At 73.3% G+C, this 15968-nt stretch carries 15 protein-coding genes; 12 read left to right on the plus strand and 3 right to left on the minus strand.

Annotated elements, in window-relative coordinates; all coding sequences use genetic code 11:
* Positions 1 to 6: 6 nt before the first annotated feature.
* The 11 genes from fbaA to ACZ4VK_RS33070 all read left to right on the plus strand — a co-directional run bounded on the left by fbaA (position 7) and on the right by ACZ4VK_RS33070 (position 11669).
* Positions 7 to 1029 (plus strand): class II fructose-bisphosphate aldolase, encoded by a 1023-nt coding sequence (fbaA, locus tag ACZ4VK_RS33020; RefSeq protein ID WP_468360386.1) that lies wholly within the window; start codon positions 7 to 9, stop codon positions 1027 to 1029.
* A gap of 71 nt (positions 1030 to 1100) precedes the next feature.
* Positions 1101 to 2270, plus strand: coding sequence for a MalY/PatB family protein (locus ACZ4VK_RS33025; RefSeq protein ID WP_468360887.1), 1170 nt, complete (start codon positions 1101 to 1103; stop codon positions 2268 to 2270).
* Positions 2271 to 2316: 46 nt separating this feature from the next.
* On the plus strand, positions 2317 to 3786 hold the full coding sequence (locus ACZ4VK_RS33030; RefSeq protein ID WP_468360389.1) for an MFS transporter: 1470 nt from the start codon (positions 2317 to 2319) through the stop codon (positions 3784 to 3786).
* 15 nt (positions 3787 to 3801) lie between these two features.
* The gene (locus ACZ4VK_RS33035) at positions 3802 to 4215 is read left to right on the plus strand and encodes a DUF3151 domain-containing protein (protein ID WP_073811230.1); all 414 of its coding nucleotides are present in this window, start codon (positions 3802 to 3804) and stop codon (positions 4213 to 4215) included.
* Between the two features lie 232 nt (positions 4216 to 4447).
* Positions 4448 to 5233, plus strand: coding sequence for a DUF3152 domain-containing protein (locus tag ACZ4VK_RS33040; RefSeq protein ID WP_468360393.1), 786 nt, complete (start codon positions 4448 to 4450; stop codon positions 5231 to 5233).
* 124 nt (positions 5234 to 5357) lie between these two features.
* Positions 5358 to 6215 (plus strand): tryptophan 2,3-dioxygenase, encoded by an 858-nt coding sequence (locus tag ACZ4VK_RS33045; protein ID WP_468360396.1) that lies wholly within the window; start codon positions 5358 to 5360, stop codon positions 6213 to 6215.
* Positions 6208 to 7401, plus strand: coding sequence for a kynureninase (gene kynU / locus ACZ4VK_RS33050; protein ID WP_468360399.1), 1194 nt, complete (start codon positions 6208 to 6210; stop codon positions 7399 to 7401). Before ACZ4VK_RS33045 ends, kynU begins: the two co-directional genes overlap by 8 nt.
* A 93-nt stretch (positions 7402 to 7494) precedes the next feature.
* Positions 7495 to 8364: an alpha/beta hydrolase gene (locus ACZ4VK_RS33055; protein ID WP_468360402.1), complete on the plus strand. Its 870-nt coding sequence runs from the start codon at positions 7495 to 7497 to the stop codon at positions 8362 to 8364.
* Between the two features lie 75 nt (positions 8365 to 8439).
* Positions 8440 to 9783, plus strand: a complete 1344-nt coding sequence (locus ACZ4VK_RS33060) for a sensor histidine kinase (RefSeq protein WP_468360405.1) — start codon at positions 8440 to 8442, stop codon at positions 9781 to 9783.
* Positions 9780 to 10445 (plus strand): response regulator, encoded by a 666-nt coding sequence (locus tag ACZ4VK_RS33065; protein ID WP_468360408.1) that lies wholly within the window; start codon positions 9780 to 9782, stop codon positions 10443 to 10445. The genes ACZ4VK_RS33060 and ACZ4VK_RS33065 overlap by 4 nt, the downstream gene beginning before the upstream one ends.
* Before the next feature lie 27 nt (positions 10446 to 10472).
* Positions 10473 to 11669, plus strand: coding sequence for a cytochrome P450 (locus tag ACZ4VK_RS33070; RefSeq protein WP_468360411.1), 1197 nt, complete (start codon positions 10473 to 10475; stop codon positions 11667 to 11669).
* A gap of 8 nt (positions 11670 to 11677) precedes the next feature.
* Here the strand turns inward: ACZ4VK_RS33070 and ACZ4VK_RS33075 are convergent, their stop codons facing one another.
* Positions 11678 to 13252 carry an ABC transporter permease gene (locus ACZ4VK_RS33075; RefSeq protein WP_468360414.1) on the minus strand — a complete coding sequence of 525 codons (1575 nt, stop codon included), beginning with the start codon at positions 13250 to 13252 and terminating at the stop codon, positions 11678 to 11680.
* A complete protein-coding gene (locus ACZ4VK_RS33080; RefSeq protein ID WP_468360417.1) occupies positions 13249 to 14145 on the minus strand; it encodes an ABC transporter ATP-binding protein in 897 nt (298 codons plus the stop codon). The genes ACZ4VK_RS33075 and ACZ4VK_RS33080 overlap by 4 nt, the downstream gene beginning before the upstream one ends.
* 91 nt (positions 14146 to 14236) lie before the next feature.
* Here ACZ4VK_RS33080 and ACZ4VK_RS33085 point away from each other — a divergent pair, with 91 nt between their 5' ends.
* Entirely contained in the window at positions 14237 to 14755 is a 519-nt protein-coding gene (locus tag ACZ4VK_RS33085; protein WP_468360420.1) for a GbsR/MarR family transcriptional regulator, read from the plus strand.
* On the opposite strand, the gene ACZ4VK_RS33090 is transcribed toward ACZ4VK_RS33085, so the two are convergent.
* Complete coding sequence (locus ACZ4VK_RS33090) at positions 14728 to 15966, minus strand: hypothetical protein (RefSeq protein ID WP_468360423.1); 1239 nt, start codon at positions 15964 to 15966, stop codon at positions 14728 to 14730. The two genes, ACZ4VK_RS33085 and ACZ4VK_RS33090, sit on opposite strands and share 28 nt — an antisense overlap.
* Positions 15967 to 15968 lie beyond the last annotated feature (2 nt).

The following is a 15968-nucleotide window of genomic DNA, read 5'->3' on the forward strand; positions in this document are numbered from 1 at the left end:
GGACGAATGCCCATCGCAACCCCCGAGGTCTACAACGAGATGCTCGACCGGGCGAAGGCAGGCAAGTTCGCCTACCCGGCCATCAACGTGACCTCGTCCCAGACCCTGCACGCTGCTCTGCGCGGCTTCGCGGAGGCCGAGAGCGACGGCATCATCCAGATCTCGACCGGCGGAGCCGAGTTCCTGGGCGGCCAGTACAACAAGGACATGGTCACGGGCGCCGTCGCCCTGGCCGAGTTCGCGCACATCGTCGCCGCGAAGTACGACATCACGGTCGCGCTGCACACCGACCACTGCCCGAAGGACAAGCTGGACGGCTACGTCCGTCCGCTGCTCGACGTCTCCGCCGAGCGCGTCAAGGCCGGTCGCGACCCGCTGTTCCAGTCGCACATGTGGGACGGCTCCGCCGAGACCCTGGCCGACAACCTGGCCATCGGCCAGGAGCTGCTCGCCAAGGCCGCCGCCGCCAAGATCATCCTCGAGGTCGAGATCACCCCGACCGGTGGCGAGGAGGACGGCGTCAGCCACGAGATCAACGACGAGCTGTACACCACGGTCGACGACGCCCTCCGTACCGCCGAGGCCCTCGGCCTGGGCGAGAAGGGGCGCTACCTGCTTGCCGCCTCCTTCGGCAACGTGCACGGCGTCTACAAGCCGGGCAACGTCGTGCTCCGCCCCGAGCTGCTCAAGGACCTCCAGGCGGGCGTCGCCGAGAAGTACGGCAAGGCCTCCCCGTTCGACTTCGTCTTCCACGGCGGCTCGGGCTCCACGGCCGAGGAGATCGCCACCGCGCTTGAGAACGGCGTCGTGAAGATGAACCTCGACACCGACACCCAGTACGCCTTCACGCGTCCGGTGGCGAACCACATGTTCAAGAACTACGACGGTGTCCTCAAGGTCGACGGCGAGGTCGGCATCAAGTCGACCTACGACCCGCGCACCTGGGGCAAGCTGGCCGAGGCCGGCATGGCCGTCCGTGTCACCGAGGCGTGCGCGGCGCTGCGCTCGACCGGCACGAAGCTGAAGTAAGCGTTGTACGACGGGCCCGGCACCTCCACTCTGGCGTGGGGGCGCCGGGCCCTCGTCATGTCCGGAGGAGGCTGTCGGTGACGTACGACTTCGACCAGGAGACAGACCGGCACGGCACCTGGTCGGTGCAGTGGGACGGGATAGCGGACCGCTTCGGCGAGCCCGACCTGCTGCCCTTCACGATCTCCGACATGGACTTCGCCTCCCCGCCGGAGGTGCTCGCCGCCCTGCGCGAGCGCGTCGATCACGGGGTCTTCGGCTACACGGACTGGCGGCTCGGCCCGTTCCGGGAGGCGATCCGGCACTGGTACGCGAGCCGGTACGCCACCGAGATCGACCCCGGCTCGCTCGTGTACGCGCCCTCGGTGCTCAGCCAGCTCTCCCAGCTCCTGCGGATGTGGACGGAGCCCGGCGACGGCGTCGTCGTGCACACCCCCACGTACGACGGCTTCCGCAAGGCCGTCACCGGCCTCGGACGCGAGCTGCGCGGCGTCCCGCTGGGGGACCGCGACGCCCTGGAACGCGAGCTGGCCCGCCCGGACAGCCGGATGCTGCTGCTCTGCTCCCCGCACAACCCGACCGGGCGGGTGTGGACGGAGGAGGAGCTCACCGCCTTCGCCCGGCTTGCCGAGCGTCATGGCGCGGCCGTCGTCAGCGACGAGATCCACGCCGATCTGACCAGGGACGGCCACCGCCACATCCCGTGGACCCGGATCGCGGAGCCCGGCCGGGGCCGCCGCTGGGCCCTCGTCACCTCGGGCACGAAGGCCTTCAACTTTCCGGCGCTCTCCGGCTCGTACGGGCTGATCGGCGACCCCGACGAGCGGGAGGCCTTCATCCGGCGGATGGAGACCGGCGAGGGCCTGGCCTCGCCGGCCGTGCTCTCCCTGACCGCCCACATCGCCGCGTACCGGCAGGGCGCGGCCTGGCTGGACGAGCTGCGCGCGTACGTCGCGGGCACGATGGGCCTCGTCCGGGAGCGCCTCGCGGACGGCCTCCCGGAGGTCGACTGGACGCCGCCGGAGGCCGGCTACCTGGCCTGGATCGACCTGCGGCCGCTCGGCATCGAGGAGGCCAGGCTCCAGGAGGAGCTGGTGGCGGTGGAGAAGGTCGCGATCATGCCGGGCGGGGTGTACGGCACGCCGGGCTTCGTCCGGCTGAACGTGGGCTGCCCGCGTGCGAAGGCCGAGCGGGGCGTGGACGCACTGATCCGCGCGGCGAACAGGCTGCGGAAGGCCTGACCGGGCGCGGGTGCGGGGGGACGCCCGCGCGGGGACCATGGCAGGCATGGACATCCGGCTGAGCTCCGGGACCGGCCGGTGGATCGTGCTCACGACCGTCCTCGGGTCCGGGATGGCGCTGCTCGACTCCACCGTCGTCAATGTCGCGCTGCCGCACATCGGCGCGGACCTCGACGCCGACCTCGGCGCCCTCCAGTGGACGGTCAACGCCTACATGCTGACCCTCGCCGGGCTGATCCTGCTCGGCGGGGCGCTCGGCGACCGGTACGGGCGGCGCCGGGTCTTCGTGATCGGGGTCGTGTGGTTCGCGCTCGCCTCGCTGCTCTGCGGGCTCGCCCCGAACGCCGGGGTCCTCATCGCCGCCCGCGCCCTCCAGGGCGTGGGCGGGGCGCTGCTCACGCCCGGGTCGCTCGCGCTGATCCAGGCGAGTTTCCACGAGGACGACCGGGCGAGGGCGGTCGGCCTCTGGTCGGGTTTCGGCGGGGTGGGCGCGGCGATCGGGCCGTTCGTCGGTGGCTGGCTGGTGGACGGGCCGGGCTGGCGGTGGGTGTTCCTCCTGAACGTGCCGCTCGCCGCCCTCTGCGTACCGGTCGCCCTCCGGCACGTGCCCGAGTCGCGGGACGAGACCGCGCACGGCCGCTTCGACGTGCTCGGCGCGGTCCTGGGCGCGGCGGCGCTCGCCTTCGTGACGTACGCGCTGATCGGCGAGGCCTGGTGGGCGGGGGCGGCCGGCGTGGTGATCGGCGCCGGGTTCGTGGCGGTGGAGCGGCGGCGCGGCGGTGCGGCGATGGCGCCGCCGTCGATCTTCTCCTCCCGGATCTTCACCGCCGTCAACCTGGTCACGCTCTGTGTGTACGCGGCCTTCAGCGGCTTCTTCTTCCTGGCGGCCCTCCAGCTCCAGGTGGTCTCCGGCTACTCGGCCCTCGGCGCGGGTACGGCCCTGCTGCCGACGACCGTCCTGATGCTGCTGCTCTCGGCGAAGTCCGGGGAGCTGGGGGAGCGGATCGGGCCCCGGATCCCGCTCACGGTGGGGCCGCTGCTGTGCGCCGCGGGCATGCTCCTGATGCTCCGGGTCGGTGAGGACGCCTCGTACGTACGGGACGTGCTGCCCGCGCTTCTGGTGCTCGGGTTCGGCATGACGGCGCTTGTCGCGCCGCTGACCGCGACCGTGCTCGCCTCCGTGGACGTGGCCAGGGCGGGTCTCGCGAGCGGCATCAACAACGCGGCGGCGCGGGCGGCCGGGCTGCTCGCGGTGGCCGCGCTGCCGATGCTGGCCGGGATGGGGCCGGAGTCGTACCGCTCGGCGGAGGAGTTCGGGGAGACGTTCCGGCGGGCGATGCCGATGTGCGCCGGGATCCTGGTGGCGGGTGCGGTGCTCGCCTGGACGACGATGCGCGTCCCGGCGCCCGGGGCGGCCTGCCACCCGGAGTGCCGGATGCACTGCGGGGTGACGTCCCCACCGCTGGACCCGGGTGAACGCGACGCCGGCACCCGGCCGTCCGGGCCGCGGGACTGAGGCAGACTGGGGCCCATGGCCATCCACGAGAACCTCCTGGGGGGACCGGCCCCCACCCACCTGCCGGACGACCCGGGCCCGCGCGAGCTGCTCGCGAACGGGACCGCGCCGGCGGACGTCGCCGCGAAGTACCCGACCTCCTCGCTCGCCTGGGCCCAGCTCGCCGACGACGCGTACGAGCGCGGCTCGGTCGTCGAGTCGTACGCCTACGCCCGTACCGGCTACCACCGCGGCCTCGACGCGCTGCGCCGCAACGGCTGGAAGGGCCACGGCCCGGTGCCGTGGGAGCACGAGCCGAACCGCGGCTTCCTCCGCGCGCTGCACTCCCTCGCCCGCGCCGCCGGCGAGATCGGTGAGAAGGACGAGTACGAGCGCTGCACGACCTTCCTGCGGGACTCCTCGGAAACCGCTGCGGAGACGCTCGGCTGACGTTTCCCCCTGCCCGTCGCACGCCCTTTCCTCCGGAGCGGGGAAAGGGCGTTCGACGTGGTCGGTACGATCGCCGGGGGGACCGCAGTACTCGACGCAGTACTCACATGGGGGGAAGTCTGTCGTGGGAAAGCGTGCCGCACCCGCAGGACGGCGACGAGCGCCGAGCCGGCGGAGGGGCAGAAGCAGACGCGGCCCCGTGCGCCGGCTGGCTCTTCCGACCCTGGTCCTGATGACGGTCGCGCTCGGCGCGGGCGTCGCCCTCGCCCACTTCAACGGCCCGGCGACGGACGACACGGCGGCTCCGCCCGCCGCCACCGCGCCGGACCCGGCGACCGAGCCTCCGGCCACGACCACCGCCGCGCCGAAGCCCCGGCCCACCACGACGAAGCCGAAACCCAGGCCGACGGCCTCGGCGAAGCCGAAGCCCACGCCGAAGAAGACCACCGTGCCGCAGTCCGGCAGCGGGACCTTCACGACGGCGAGGGCCTCGGGCGAGCCGGTCGGCGACAGCGGTGTCCTGCGCCGCTACCGGGTCCAGGTCGAGGACGGCATCGAGCTGTCGGCGAGCGAGACGGCCGCCGAGATCCAGGGGATCCTGGCGCATCCGCGCGGCTGGGCCGCGCACGGCCGGGGCCGGTTCCAGCTCGTCTCCGAGAACGCCGACTTCGTCATCCGGATCGCCACCCCGGACACGGCCGACGCGCTCTGCCTCCGGCAGGGCCTGAACACCCGCGGCGAGCTGAACTGCGAGACCACCGACGGCGTCGTGGTGAACCTCAAGCGGTGGATGCTCGGCTCGCCGACCTTCGCGGGGCCGGCCACGGAGTACCGGCATCTGATCATCAACCACGAGGTCGGGCACGAGATCGGCATCCGGCAGCACATGGACTGCGGCGGCCCCGGCAAGCTCGCGCCCGCGATGATGCAGCAGATCAAGGGCCTCAACGGCTGCCGGTCGAACGCATTTCCGTATGACGAAGACGGGACCTACATCACCGGGCCGATCGTGTCATGATGCGGTTGGGACGACGCGCGACCAAGCGCGCGTCCCGAGGGGACCGGGGCTCCCGTGCCACACGGAACGACGTGGACACGGTGGAGCAGACCGCTACCCGGTAGTTCGTATCGAGGAGACAGAAATGTCACCCTTCCCGGCTGCTCCCGACGCCGGAGCCGGTTCGGTCGCCGACGCCCCGAACCTCGACTTCGCCGGCACCACGCCGTACGAGGACTACGTCCAGGCGGACGTCCTCACCCACCTCCAGCACCTCCGCTCGGACGACCCCGGCGAGATGGTCTTCCTGGTCACCACCCAGGTCATGGAGCTGTGGTTCACGGTGATCGTCCACGAGTGGGAGACCGCGAGCCGCGCCCTGCGCGAGGACCGCGTCCCCGTCGCCATGGACGCGCTCAAGCGCTCCGTACGCGAGCTGGAGGCGCTCAACCACTCCTGGCGGCCGCTCGCCCAGCTCACCCCCGCCCAGTTCAACGCCTACCGGTCCGCGCTCGGCGAGGGCTCCGGCTTTCAGTCCGCGATGTACCGGCGGATGGAGTTCCTGCTCGGCGAGAAGTCCGCGTCCATGCTCGTCCCGCACCGGGGCGCGCCCCGCGTCCACGCCGAGCTGGAGAAGGCGCTCCACGAGCCCAGCCTGTACGACGAGGTCCTCGGACTGCTCGCCCGGCGCGGCCTGCCCGTGCCGCAGGCCGTCCTCGGCCGCGACCTGGCGCAGCGGTACGAGTCGTCCCCCGAGGTCGAGGCGATCTGGGCCGGGATCTACGCCGACCCCGACCAGAGCGGTGAGCTCGTCCGGCTCGGCGAGGCCCTGAGCGACGTCGCCGAACTGGTCTGGCGCTGGCGCAACGACCACCTCGTGGCGACCCGCCGGGCGATGGGCGCGAAGACCGGCACCGGCGGTTCGGCCGGCGTCGCCTGGCTGGAGAAGCGGGCCCAGAAGAACGTGTTCCCCGAGCTCTGGACGGCGCGCAGCCATGTCTGACCTCCTCAAGGACAGGGCCCGCGCTCTCGACGCGGCCGACGACCTCGCCGGGCACCGCGAGAGGTTCGCCCTCGACGAGGACACCGTCTACCTCGACGGCAACTCCCTCGGCGCGCTGCCCGCCCACGTCCCCGCCCGCATGGCCGACGTCATCACCCGCGAGTGGGGCGAGCTGCGCATCCGCTCCTGGGACGAGTCCGGCTGGTGGACCGCGCCCGAGCGGATCGGCGACCGGATCGCGCCGATCGTCGGCGCCGCCCCGGGACAGATCGTGGTCGGCGACTCGACCAGCGTGAACGTCTTCAAGGCGGTCGTCGCGGCGGCCCGGCTGAGCGGGGACGACCGGGACGAGATCCTCGTCGACGCGACGACCTTTCCCACGGACGGGTACATCGCGGAGTCAGCGGCACGGATGACGGGTCACCGGATCGTGCCCGTCGATCCGGCGGGGATGCCCGGCGCGGCCGGACCGCGTACCGCGGCCGCGCTCGTCAACCACGTCGACTACCGCTCCGGCCGGCTGCACGACCTGCCCGGCATCACGGCGGCGCTCCACGAGGCGGGCGCGCTCGCCGTCTGGGACCTGTGCCACAGCGCGGGCGCCCTGCCCGTCGGCCTGGACGCCCACGGGGTCGACCTGGCCGTCGGCTGCACGTACAAGTACCTGAACGGCGGGCCCGGTTCGCCGGCCTACCTGTACGTCGCCGAGCGCCACCAGGCCGCCTTCGACTCGCCGCTGCCCGGCTGGAACTCGCACGCCGACCCGTTCGCGATGACGCCCGGGTACGCGGCGGCCCCCGGCGCCCTGCGGGGCCGGGTCGGGACGCCCGACATCCTCTCCCTGCTCGCCCTCGAGTCGGCGCTCGACGTCTGGGACGGGGTCGCGATCGAGGACGTACGGGCCAAGTCCCTCGCGCTCACCGACTTCTTCCTGGAGTGCGTGCGCGCGTACGTGCCCGAGGGCAGCGTCCGGTCGGTGACCCCCGAGGCGCGCGAGGAGCGCGGCAGCCAGATCGCCCTGGCCTGCGAGACCGCCCCCGCCGTCATGGCGGAGCTGATCGAGCGCGGGGTCGTGGGCGACCTCCGCCGCCCGGACGTGCTGCGGTTCGGCTTCACGCCGCTCTACGTCGGCTTCGCGGACGCGGAGCGGGCGGCGCGGACCCTGGCGGACGTCCTCGGAGGCTGATCCGATGATCGCCTGATCTGCGGGGGCACCGGTGCTGGTACCGTCCCCGCAGGTCAGGCCAATTCGGCCTCGTATCCGAGAGGTTGGAACAGCATGCCGGACCCCGCCGCGCGCGCCGCCGCCGAAGAGGCGTCCGCCTTCGCCCACCCGGCCGTCGCCCCGGACGCCTCCGCCGTGTACGGCGACCACCCGGACCAGGTGATCGACTTCTACGCGCCGCGCGACGGCCGCACCAGGGCGCCGCTCGTCGTCGCCCTGCACGGCGGCGCCTGGCGGGCACCGTACGACCGGCAGCACCTGACCCCTTTCGTGGACTTCCTGGCCCGCCGGGGCTTCGCCGTGGCGAACGTCGAGTACCGGCGCGGCAGCGACATCCCCCGACAGGGTGGTGCCGCCCCCGTCGCCGGACGCTGGCCCGAGACCTTCGACGACGTGGCCGCCGCCCTCGACGCCGTCCCCGGGCTCGCCGCCGCGCACCTTCCGCAGGCCGACACCGGCCGGATCGTGCTCACCGGCCACTCGGCGGGCGGCCAGCTCGCCCTCTGGGCCGCCGCCCGGCACGTCCTGCCCGCCGGCTCGCCCTGGCGACTGCCCGCACCGCCCGCGCTGCGCGGAGTCGTCGCCCTCGCCCCCATCGCCCACTTCGCGACGGCGGTCGCGCTCGGGGTGTGCGGCGGCGCGGTCACCGAACTGCTCGGCGGGGAGACCGAGTACGCGGCGAGGGCCGCCTTCGCCGACCCGGCCGTCCTCCTCCCGACCGGGATCGCGACAACCCTCGTGCAGGGCCGCGAGGACGTCGACGTGCCGCACCTCGTCGCCGAGGCGTACGCGGAGGCGTCGGCGAAGGCCGGCGAGGAGGCCGGCCTCACGCTCCTGGAGGGCGTCGGCCACTTCCCTCTGATCGACCCGGCGGCGGACGCGTGCGCGGTGGTGGCGGAGGAGATCGCCCAGCTGGCCTTCTAGGACTCCTAGTACTCAGGGGGGACGCCGCAGGATCCGCATCCAGCGGGACGACCCCGTCTCGCCGGCGCCCGTACCGTGGTTCGCGTGACCCAGACACAGTCCTCCGGGACGACGAGCCGCAGCCCCGAGTTCCGCCTGGTGCAGGTGGCTCTCGGCGGGCTGCGCCAGGAACTCTTCCACGACGCCTTCGCCTACCGGCCGCTGCCGCGGATGGACGTGAACAGCGGGCCCACGCGCCGGCTGCCGGAGCGGATACGCGTCCATCTCGGCCTGCTGCCGCACGCGACCGTCGCCTTCCTCGCCTTCATCGTCTTCCTGCTGGGGGCCGAGCGGATCGACGGCGCCTTCGGGCCGACGGCGCTCGTGTTCTCCCTCGTTCCGCCCGTCGTGGTGCTGGCCACGCTGATCCGGCCGGTCCTGGCCTACTGGGCCTCGCTGTGCTCGACGCCGTTCCTGGCGTTCATCGGCGGGTACTGGGGCGGCTGGCCCTGGACGGAGAACTCGTTCGCCGCCCATCTGATCGTCCTCACCGTGGTCGCCGCCCGCACCGGACCCCGTACCGCCGGATGGATGTGGGCGGGAACGGCGGCCTACGCGCTCTTCGCCGAGATGTTCCTCGGGATAGGCCGCAGCTCCGACTCGGTCCCGCTGCTGTTCGTCGCCGCCCTCGCCCTGCTCACCGTCTCCATGATCCAGGTCCGCCGCCAGGCCACCCGTGAGGTCACCGCCCAGCAGACCGTCACCGCCCAGGAGATCTCCAAGCGGACCGTCCTGGAGGAGCGCACCACCATCGCCCGCGAGCTGCACGACGTCGTCGCCCACCACATGTCGGTGGTCGCGATCCAGGCGGAGGCCGCCCCCTACCGGGTGGAGAACCCGCCGCCCGAGCTGGAGCAGGCCTTCCTCACCATCCGGGAGAACGCCGTCGCCGCCCTGACCGAGCTGCGCCGCATCCTCGGTGTCGTACGGGCCGAGGACTACGAGGCGCCCGACGCCCCGCAGCCGACCCTCGCCGACCTGGACGCGCTCGTCCGCAACGTCGCCGAGGCCGGGCTCGTCGTCGAGAAGACGGTGACCGGCGCCGTACGGGAACTGCCGCAGGGCGTGGAGCTCTCCGCGTACCGGATCGTCCAGGAGGCCCTGTCGAACGTGCTGCGGCACGCGCCGGGCGCGGCGGCGAAGGTCGAGGTCAGCCATGTCCTCGGCGGCCTCGGGCTGAGGATCGCCAACGGCCCGGCGCGCGGCCTGGTCAAGCCCTCGCCCGGGGCCGGGCACGGCATCACCGGCATGCGGGAGCGGGTGACGATGCTCGGCGGGGAGATGACGGCCGAGGCGACCCCGGACGGCGGCTACGAGGTGGCGGCGTTCATCCCCGTACGCCGTGAGGAGACCGTCGGCCGTGAGGAGAGCGCGGAATGAGCATCAAGGTGCTGATCGTCGACGACCAGATGATGGTCCGCGAGGGCTTCTCCGTGCTGCTCGGCGCGATGCCGGACATCGAGGTCGTCGGGGAGGCGGTCAACGGCCGGGAGGCCGTCGCCCAGGTCGCCGCCCTCCGCCCCGACGTGGTGCTCATGGACATCCGGATGCCCGAGCTGAACGGCATCGACGCCACCCGCGAGATCGTCGCCGCCGACGCGGACGCGAAGGTGCTCGTCCTGACCACCTTCGACCTGGACGAGTACGTGTACCAGGCGCTGCGCGCCGGGGCCTCCGGCTTCCTGCTCAAGGACGCCTCGGCCCGGCAGCTCGCGGACGGCGTGCGGGTGGTCGCGGCGGGCGAGGCGCTGCTCGCGCCGACCGTCACGAAGCGGCTGATCACGGAGTTCGCGAAGGCACCGGGGAGTTCTCCGCGGGCGCCGGCGATGGCACGGATCGGGGAGCTGACGGAGCGGGAGACGGAGGTCCTCGTCCTCATCGCGCAGGGCCTGTCGAACGCCGAGATCGCCGAGCACCTCGTCGTCGCCGAGTCCACGATCAAGACGCATGTGAGCCGGATCCTGGTGAAGCTGGCGCTGCGCGACCGCACGCAGGCGGCGGTGTTCGCGTACGAGGCGGGTCTGGTGCGGGTCGGGGGCTGAGCCGCCCGGCGGCGGTAGCGTCCGTACATGGACGCTCTGGACGCTGTGTACGACCCCTGGTCGCCCGATTTCGTCGCCGACCCCTACCCCGCGTACGCCGAGCTGCGGGCGGCGGGCCGCGCCCACTGGCACGGCCCGACCCGCCAGTGGCTGATCCCGCACCACGAGGACGTGTCGGCGCTGCTCCGGGACCGGCGCCTGGGCCGTACGTACACCCATCGCTTCACGCACGAGGAGTTCGGGCAGGAGCCTCCGGCCGCCGCGTACGAGCCCTTCCACACGCTCAACGACCACGGGCTGCTCGATCTGGAGGCGGCCGACCACACCCGGATCCGGCGGCTCGTCTCGAAGGCGTTCACGCCGCGGACGGTGGAGAACCTGGCGCCGACGGTACGGCGGCTCGCCGCGGGGCTCGTCGGCGATCTGGTGGCGGCGGGCGGCGGTGACCTCCAGGCCCTGGTCGCGGAGCCGCTGCCGGTCGCGGTGATCGCCGAGATGCTGGGCGTGCCGGAGGGGGACGAGGAGCGGGGGCGGCTGCGGCCCTGGTCGGCGGCGATCTGCGGGATGTTCGAGCTGAATCCGTCGGAGGAGACGGCCCGGCGTGCGGTGGAGGCCTCGATCGAGTTCTCGGACTATCTGCGGGAGCTGATCGCCCGGCGGCGGCGGGAGCCGGGGGACGATCTCGTGTCGTCGCTGATCGCGGTGGAGGAGCTCACCGAACAGGAGATGATCTCCACCTGCGTCCTGCTCCTCAACGCGGGCCACGAGGCCACCGTGAACACCACGGTCACCGGCTGGTGGACCCTGCTGAAGGAGGGCGTCCGTCCGGATCCCGAAAAGTTGTCCACAGCTGTGGATGAACTTCTGCGCTACGACACCCCGCTCCAGATGTTCGAGCGCTGGGTCCTCGACGACATCGAGGTCGGCGGCGTGACCATCCCGCGCGGCTCCGAGGTCGCCCTGCTCCTCGGCTCGGCCAACCGTGACCCCGCCCGCTTCGGCCCGACGGCCGACGCACTCGACCTGACCCGCGCCGACAACCCGCACATCACCTTCGGCGCCGGCATCCACTACTGCCTGGGCGCCCCGCTCGCCCGCCTCGAACTGACCGCCGTGTTCGGCGAGTTGCTGAGGCAGGCGCCGGGGCTGAGGCTCGTGGCCGAGCCGGTACGGAAGCCGGGGTACGTGATCCGGGGCTTCGAGGAGCTGTTGGTGGAGGTCTGAACGGCGGTTCAGGTCAGCAGGTCCCGGCGCCGCAGCCCCGCGAGGCCCGCCGCCACCAGGGCCGCCGCCACGGCCGTCAGGAGCAGGACCGGGGGCCACGACAGCTCCTGGCCCGGGAGCTTCGGGAGGTGGGCGAACGGGGAGAGGTTTAGGACCGCCTGCGGCAGGCCGAGGGCCGGGCCGATCCAGCCGAGGGCCAGACAGAGGCCCGCCACGCCCCATGCGGCGCTCGCGGCCTTCGGGGCGGCGCCCCAGAGCAGGACCGCGAGGCCCGCGAGCGCCCACACGGCGGGGAGCTGGATCAGGGCCGAGCCCAGGATGGGGCCGAGGTCCTGGCCGTAGGAGAGGGCGAGGCCGAGGCCGCTGAGGACCAGGATCAGGACAGGACCGCCGAACGCGATCAGCAGGTGGCCGGCCGCCCAGCGGAGCCGGCCGAGCGCGTTCGCGAGGAGCGGTTCGGCCCGGCCCGAGGTCTCCTCGCCGTGCGCCCGGAGCACCGAACCGACCGCGAAGAGAGCCGCGATCATGCCGAACAGCGACACCATCGTGGCGAGGAAGGCGTCCGTGAGGGCGCTCTGGCCGCCCATCCGCTCGAAGATCTCGCGGGCCTGCTCGTTGTCGCCGACGAGGTCCGCCGCGCCCTCGACCATCCCGCCGAAGACGAGCCCGCCGAGCAGGAAGCCCAGCGACCAGCCGAGCACCGTGCCGCGCTGGAGCCGCCGGGCGAGCGCCCCCGCCGTCCCGAGCCGCCCCTCGGCGGGACCCGGCCGGGTCGCGAGAAAGCTCGCGCCGACGTCCCGGCGGCCGGTCAGCGCGTACGCCGCCGCCGTCTGGACCACGACGGCCGCGGCGATCAGGAGCAGCACCGCCCAGCGTTCACCGGCGAAGGCGCGGACGTTCTCGGCCCAGCCGATCGGCGAGAGCCAGGTCAGGAGGGAGCCGCCGTCGGCGGTTCCGGCGTCGCCCGCGGCCCGCAGGACGAACGCGAGGCCGAGGACGGCGGCGGTGAGGCCCTTGGCGAGGCGGGCGCTCTCGGTCAGCTGGGCGGCGAGCGCGGCCGTCGTCGCGAAGAGCATGCCGGTGCCGCCGACGGCGAGGCCGAGGGCGAGCGCCCCCGCCGTGCCCTGTCCGGCGAGGCCCGCCGTGATGAGGAGGGCGACGGCGGTGTTGAGGAGGAGTGCGGCGAGGAGGGCGGCGGTGAGCGGCGCCCGGCGGCCGACCGCGCCGGCGGAGAGCATCTCCTGGCGGCCGGTCTCCTCCTCCTCGCGGGTGTGCCGGACGACCACGATCAGGCTGGCGACGGCGGCGAGGACGACGGCGAAGGTGCTGAACCGCCAGGCGACGAGTCCGCCGACGGAGTCGTCGAAGACGGGCCCGTAGAGCGCGCGCATGGAGCTGTTGGCGGTCATGGACGCGGCGACCTCGGCCCGTTCGACGGCCGTGCCGTACAGGCCTTCGAGGGAGCCCGCGCCGCTCGCGACCATGCCGCCGGTGACGAGGGCCCAGAGCGGGATCATCAGCCGGTCGCGGCGGAGGGCGAGCCGGGTGAGCGCCCCGGTGCCGGTGAGCGTGACCGTGCTCATGACGCGGCCTCTTCCGTGGCGTAGTGCCGGAGGAACAGCTCCTCCAGGGTCGGCGGGGTGCTCGTCAGGCTCCGTACGCCCGAGGCGGTCAGGGCGCGCAGGACGGCGTCGAGCTTGTCGGTGTCGACCTGGAGCCGCACGCGCAGGCCGGTCACGGAGACGTCGTGGACGCCGGGGAGGTGGGCGAGGCCGTTGGGCGGGGCGGCGAGTTCGGCGGTGACGCTGGTACGGGTCAGGTGCCGCAGCTCCGCGAGCGAGCCGGACTCCACGGTCCGGCCCTTGCGGACGATGCTGACCCGGTCGCAGAGGCTCTCGACCTCGCTGAGGATGTGACTGGACAGGAGGACCGTCCGGCCCCGGTCGCGGGCCTCCTCGACGCAGCTCTGGAAGACCTCCTCCATCAGCGGGTCGAGGCCGCTGGTGGGCTCGTCGAGGACGAAGAGGTCGGCGTCGGAGGCGAAGGCGGCGACGAGGGCGACCTTCTGGCGGTTGCCCTTGGAGTAGGTGCGGCCCTTCTTGGTGGGGTCGAGCTCGAAGCGTTCGATCAGCTCGGCGCGCCTGGCCCTGTCGAGGCCGCCCCGGAGCCTGCCGTACAGGTCGATGACCTCGCCGCCGGAGAGGTTGCGCCAGAGGGTCACGTCCCCGGGGACGTACGCGATCCGGCGGTGCAGTGCGACGGCGTCCTGCCAGGGGTCCCCGCCGAGGACCCGGGCGGCTCCGGAGTCGGGGCGCAGGAGGCCGAGGAGGACGCGGATGGTGGTGGACTTCCCGGCGCCGTTGGGGCCGAGGAAGCCGTGGACCTCGCCGGTCTCGACGGTGAGGTCGAGGTCGTCGAGCGCGTGCGTCCGCCCGAAGGACTTGTGGAGTCCGGCGACGCTGATTGCCTTGGTCATGTTTTGGAACGTACGCTCATTTCACAAACTTGTGAAGTTAAGGAAGCGTATAAAGTCGGGGCGGAGAGCGAACGAGGGAGACGATGACGGCATGACCACCACCGAAGGCGACAGGGACGCGGCCCTGCGCGACGAGGAGGCCGCCTCCCGTTTCGTCGAGCGCTTCGCCGCCGAGATGACGGAGGCCGGCATGCAGCGCATGGCCTCCCGCGTCTTCGCGGCCCTCCTCGCCTCCGAGACCGCCTCCCTGACCTCGGCCGAACTCGCCGAACAGCTCAAGATCAGCCCGGCGGCCGTCTCCGGCGCGATCCGCTACCTCAGTCAGGTCAGCATGGTCAGCCGCGAACGCGAGCCCGGCACCCGGCGCGAGCGGTACGTCCTCCACAACGAGCTCTGGTACGAGACCTTCACCCAGCGGGACCAGGTCCTCACCCGCTGGGAGAAGGTCCTCAGGGACGGCGCCGGAACCCTCGGCCCCACCACGGCGGCCGGTGCGCGCATCGCGGAGACGGCCGAGTTCTTCGCGTTCCTCCAGCGCGAGATGCTGGGAATCATGGACCGCTGGGGCGCCTACAAGGCGGCTCAGGCCGGGAGGACATCTGCTCCCTGAAGCGCCAGGAACCGCTCGGCCACCTCGGCGAACTCGGCCGTACCCGCTTCCAGGTAGGGACCGGTCGGCCACGCCACCCGCCCACCGGCCCGGGCCGTCACGCACGGCCGTCCGCCGTTGTCCAGGTCCAGCCATCCGTACAGCTCGGCCTCCCCGACCGGTTCGACCGGCGCGGACGAACGCAGCACCGGCAGGGCGCCCTCGGGCACGTCCCCCGGCCCGCCGTGCGCCGGGAAGACGAAGAGGACGGGGGCTCCGCCGTACGGGTCGGACAGCGTCACGTACCGCTTCGGTACGGCCACGGGCGCGCTCGCCGCACGGGCGAGGAGCCGCGCGGCGGGGCGGCCGGAGGTCAGCAGCCGGACCACGGCGACGCAGCACCCCACTCCCAGGAAGAGGCCGATGATCCGAGCGAGCACGGCGTCCTCCGGGACGAGGGCCGAGAGGACGAGGGCCGACACCGTGGCGAGCAGGGACATCCCGATCGTCCGGAGCCCGGAGATCTCCCGCAGCCCCCGGACCCGCCACCAGGCCACGGCCCGGACGTCCGGCTCGGGGCGGCGGAGCCGGCGGGTCTTCGCCGCGGCCGCCTGCCGCCCGGCGGCATCGGCGAGCGACGCGTACGGGAGGACGGGCGCGGCAGCCCGGTGGGGCGGTTCCCTGACCGCCGGGCGCGCGACGAGGCCCCGCGACTCCGCCGCGGCGACGGCACGGCGGCGGGCCCCCGCGCCCCGCACGGGCCGGGTCCAGACGAGCTCGCCCCCACCCGGCGGGGCGATCACCCCGCCGCCGCGCGGGTCGCCGCACCACCACAGGACCCCGCCGGGGCCGGGTTCCACGCGCGCGTACCGGTCCTTGACGGCGACCACCTGCCGGGGGAACAGCACACCCGGCTCCGGACCGGCGAGGACAAGGACGCCCTTCGGCAGGGCGACAGCGGCGTGCGCCGTCCAGTCCCCGGCGGCGAGGACCCGCCGCATCCGGCGGGAGAAGCGCCCCGCCCCGAGGCCGAGGAACAACGCGAAGAGGCCGCCGGCCAGCGGGAACGGCAGGGCTTCCGCGACCCAGTCGGTGCCGGGGGTGTCCACGGACAGCAGGCCCAGGGCCCCGGTCGCGGCGAGGCCGGCGGCGCCGACCCTCACCCACAGGGCGGCCCGCCGCCCGTACCGGTCCACGGCCTCGGCCGTAGCGGCCCGTGCCAGCGCGTTCATGT

The organism is Streptomyces sp. NPDC028711 (genome assembly GCF_055565415.1).

Excerpts from the sequence above, each read along its gene's own strand:
- fbaA (WP_468360386.1), top strand. The coding sequence starts at position 7 with ATGCCCATCGCAACCCCCGAGGTCTACAACGAGATGCTCGACCGGGCG.
- ACZ4VK_RS33030 (WP_468360389.1), top strand. The coding sequence starts at position 2,317 with ATGGACATCCGGCTGAGCTCCGGGACCGGCCGGTGGATCGTGCTCACG.
- ACZ4VK_RS33035 (WP_073811230.1), top strand. The coding sequence starts at position 3,802 with ATGGCCATCCACGAGAACCTCCTGGGGGGACCGGCCCCCACCCACCTG.
- ACZ4VK_RS33040 (WP_468360393.1), top strand. The coding sequence starts at position 4,448 with ATGACGGTCGCGCTCGGCGCGGGCGTCGCCCTCGCCCACTTCAACGGC.
- ACZ4VK_RS33045 (WP_468360396.1), top strand. The coding sequence starts at position 5,358 with ATGTCACCCTTCCCGGCTGCTCCCGACGCCGGAGCCGGTTCGGTCGCC.
- kynU (WP_468360399.1), top strand. The coding sequence starts at position 6,208 with ATGTCTGACCTCCTCAAGGACAGGGCCCGCGCTCTCGACGCGGCCGAC.
- ACZ4VK_RS33055 (WP_468360402.1), top strand. The coding sequence starts at position 7,495 with ATGCCGGACCCCGCCGCGCGCGCCGCCGCCGAAGAGGCGTCCGCCTTC.
- ACZ4VK_RS33065 (WP_468360408.1), top strand. The coding sequence starts at position 9,780 with ATGAGCATCAAGGTGCTGATCGTCGACGACCAGATGATGGTCCGCGAG.
- ACZ4VK_RS33070 (WP_468360411.1), top strand. The coding sequence starts at position 10,473 with ATGGACGCTCTGGACGCTGTGTACGACCCCTGGTCGCCCGATTTCGTC.
- ACZ4VK_RS33075 (WP_468360414.1), bottom strand. The coding sequence starts at position 13,252 with ATGAGCACGGTCACGCTCACCGGCACCGGGGCGCTCACCCGGCTCGCC.
- ACZ4VK_RS33080 (WP_468360417.1), bottom strand. The coding sequence starts at position 14,145 with ATGACCAAGGCAATCAGCGTCGCCGGACTCCACAAGTCCTTCGGGCGG.
- ACZ4VK_RS33085 (WP_468360420.1), top strand. The coding sequence starts at position 14,237 with ATGACCACCACCGAAGGCGACAGGGACGCGGCCCTGCGCGACGAGGAG.
- ACZ4VK_RS33090 (WP_468360423.1), bottom strand. The coding sequence starts at position 15,966 with ATGAACGCGCTGGCACGGGCCGCTACGGCCGAGGCCGTGGACCGGTAC.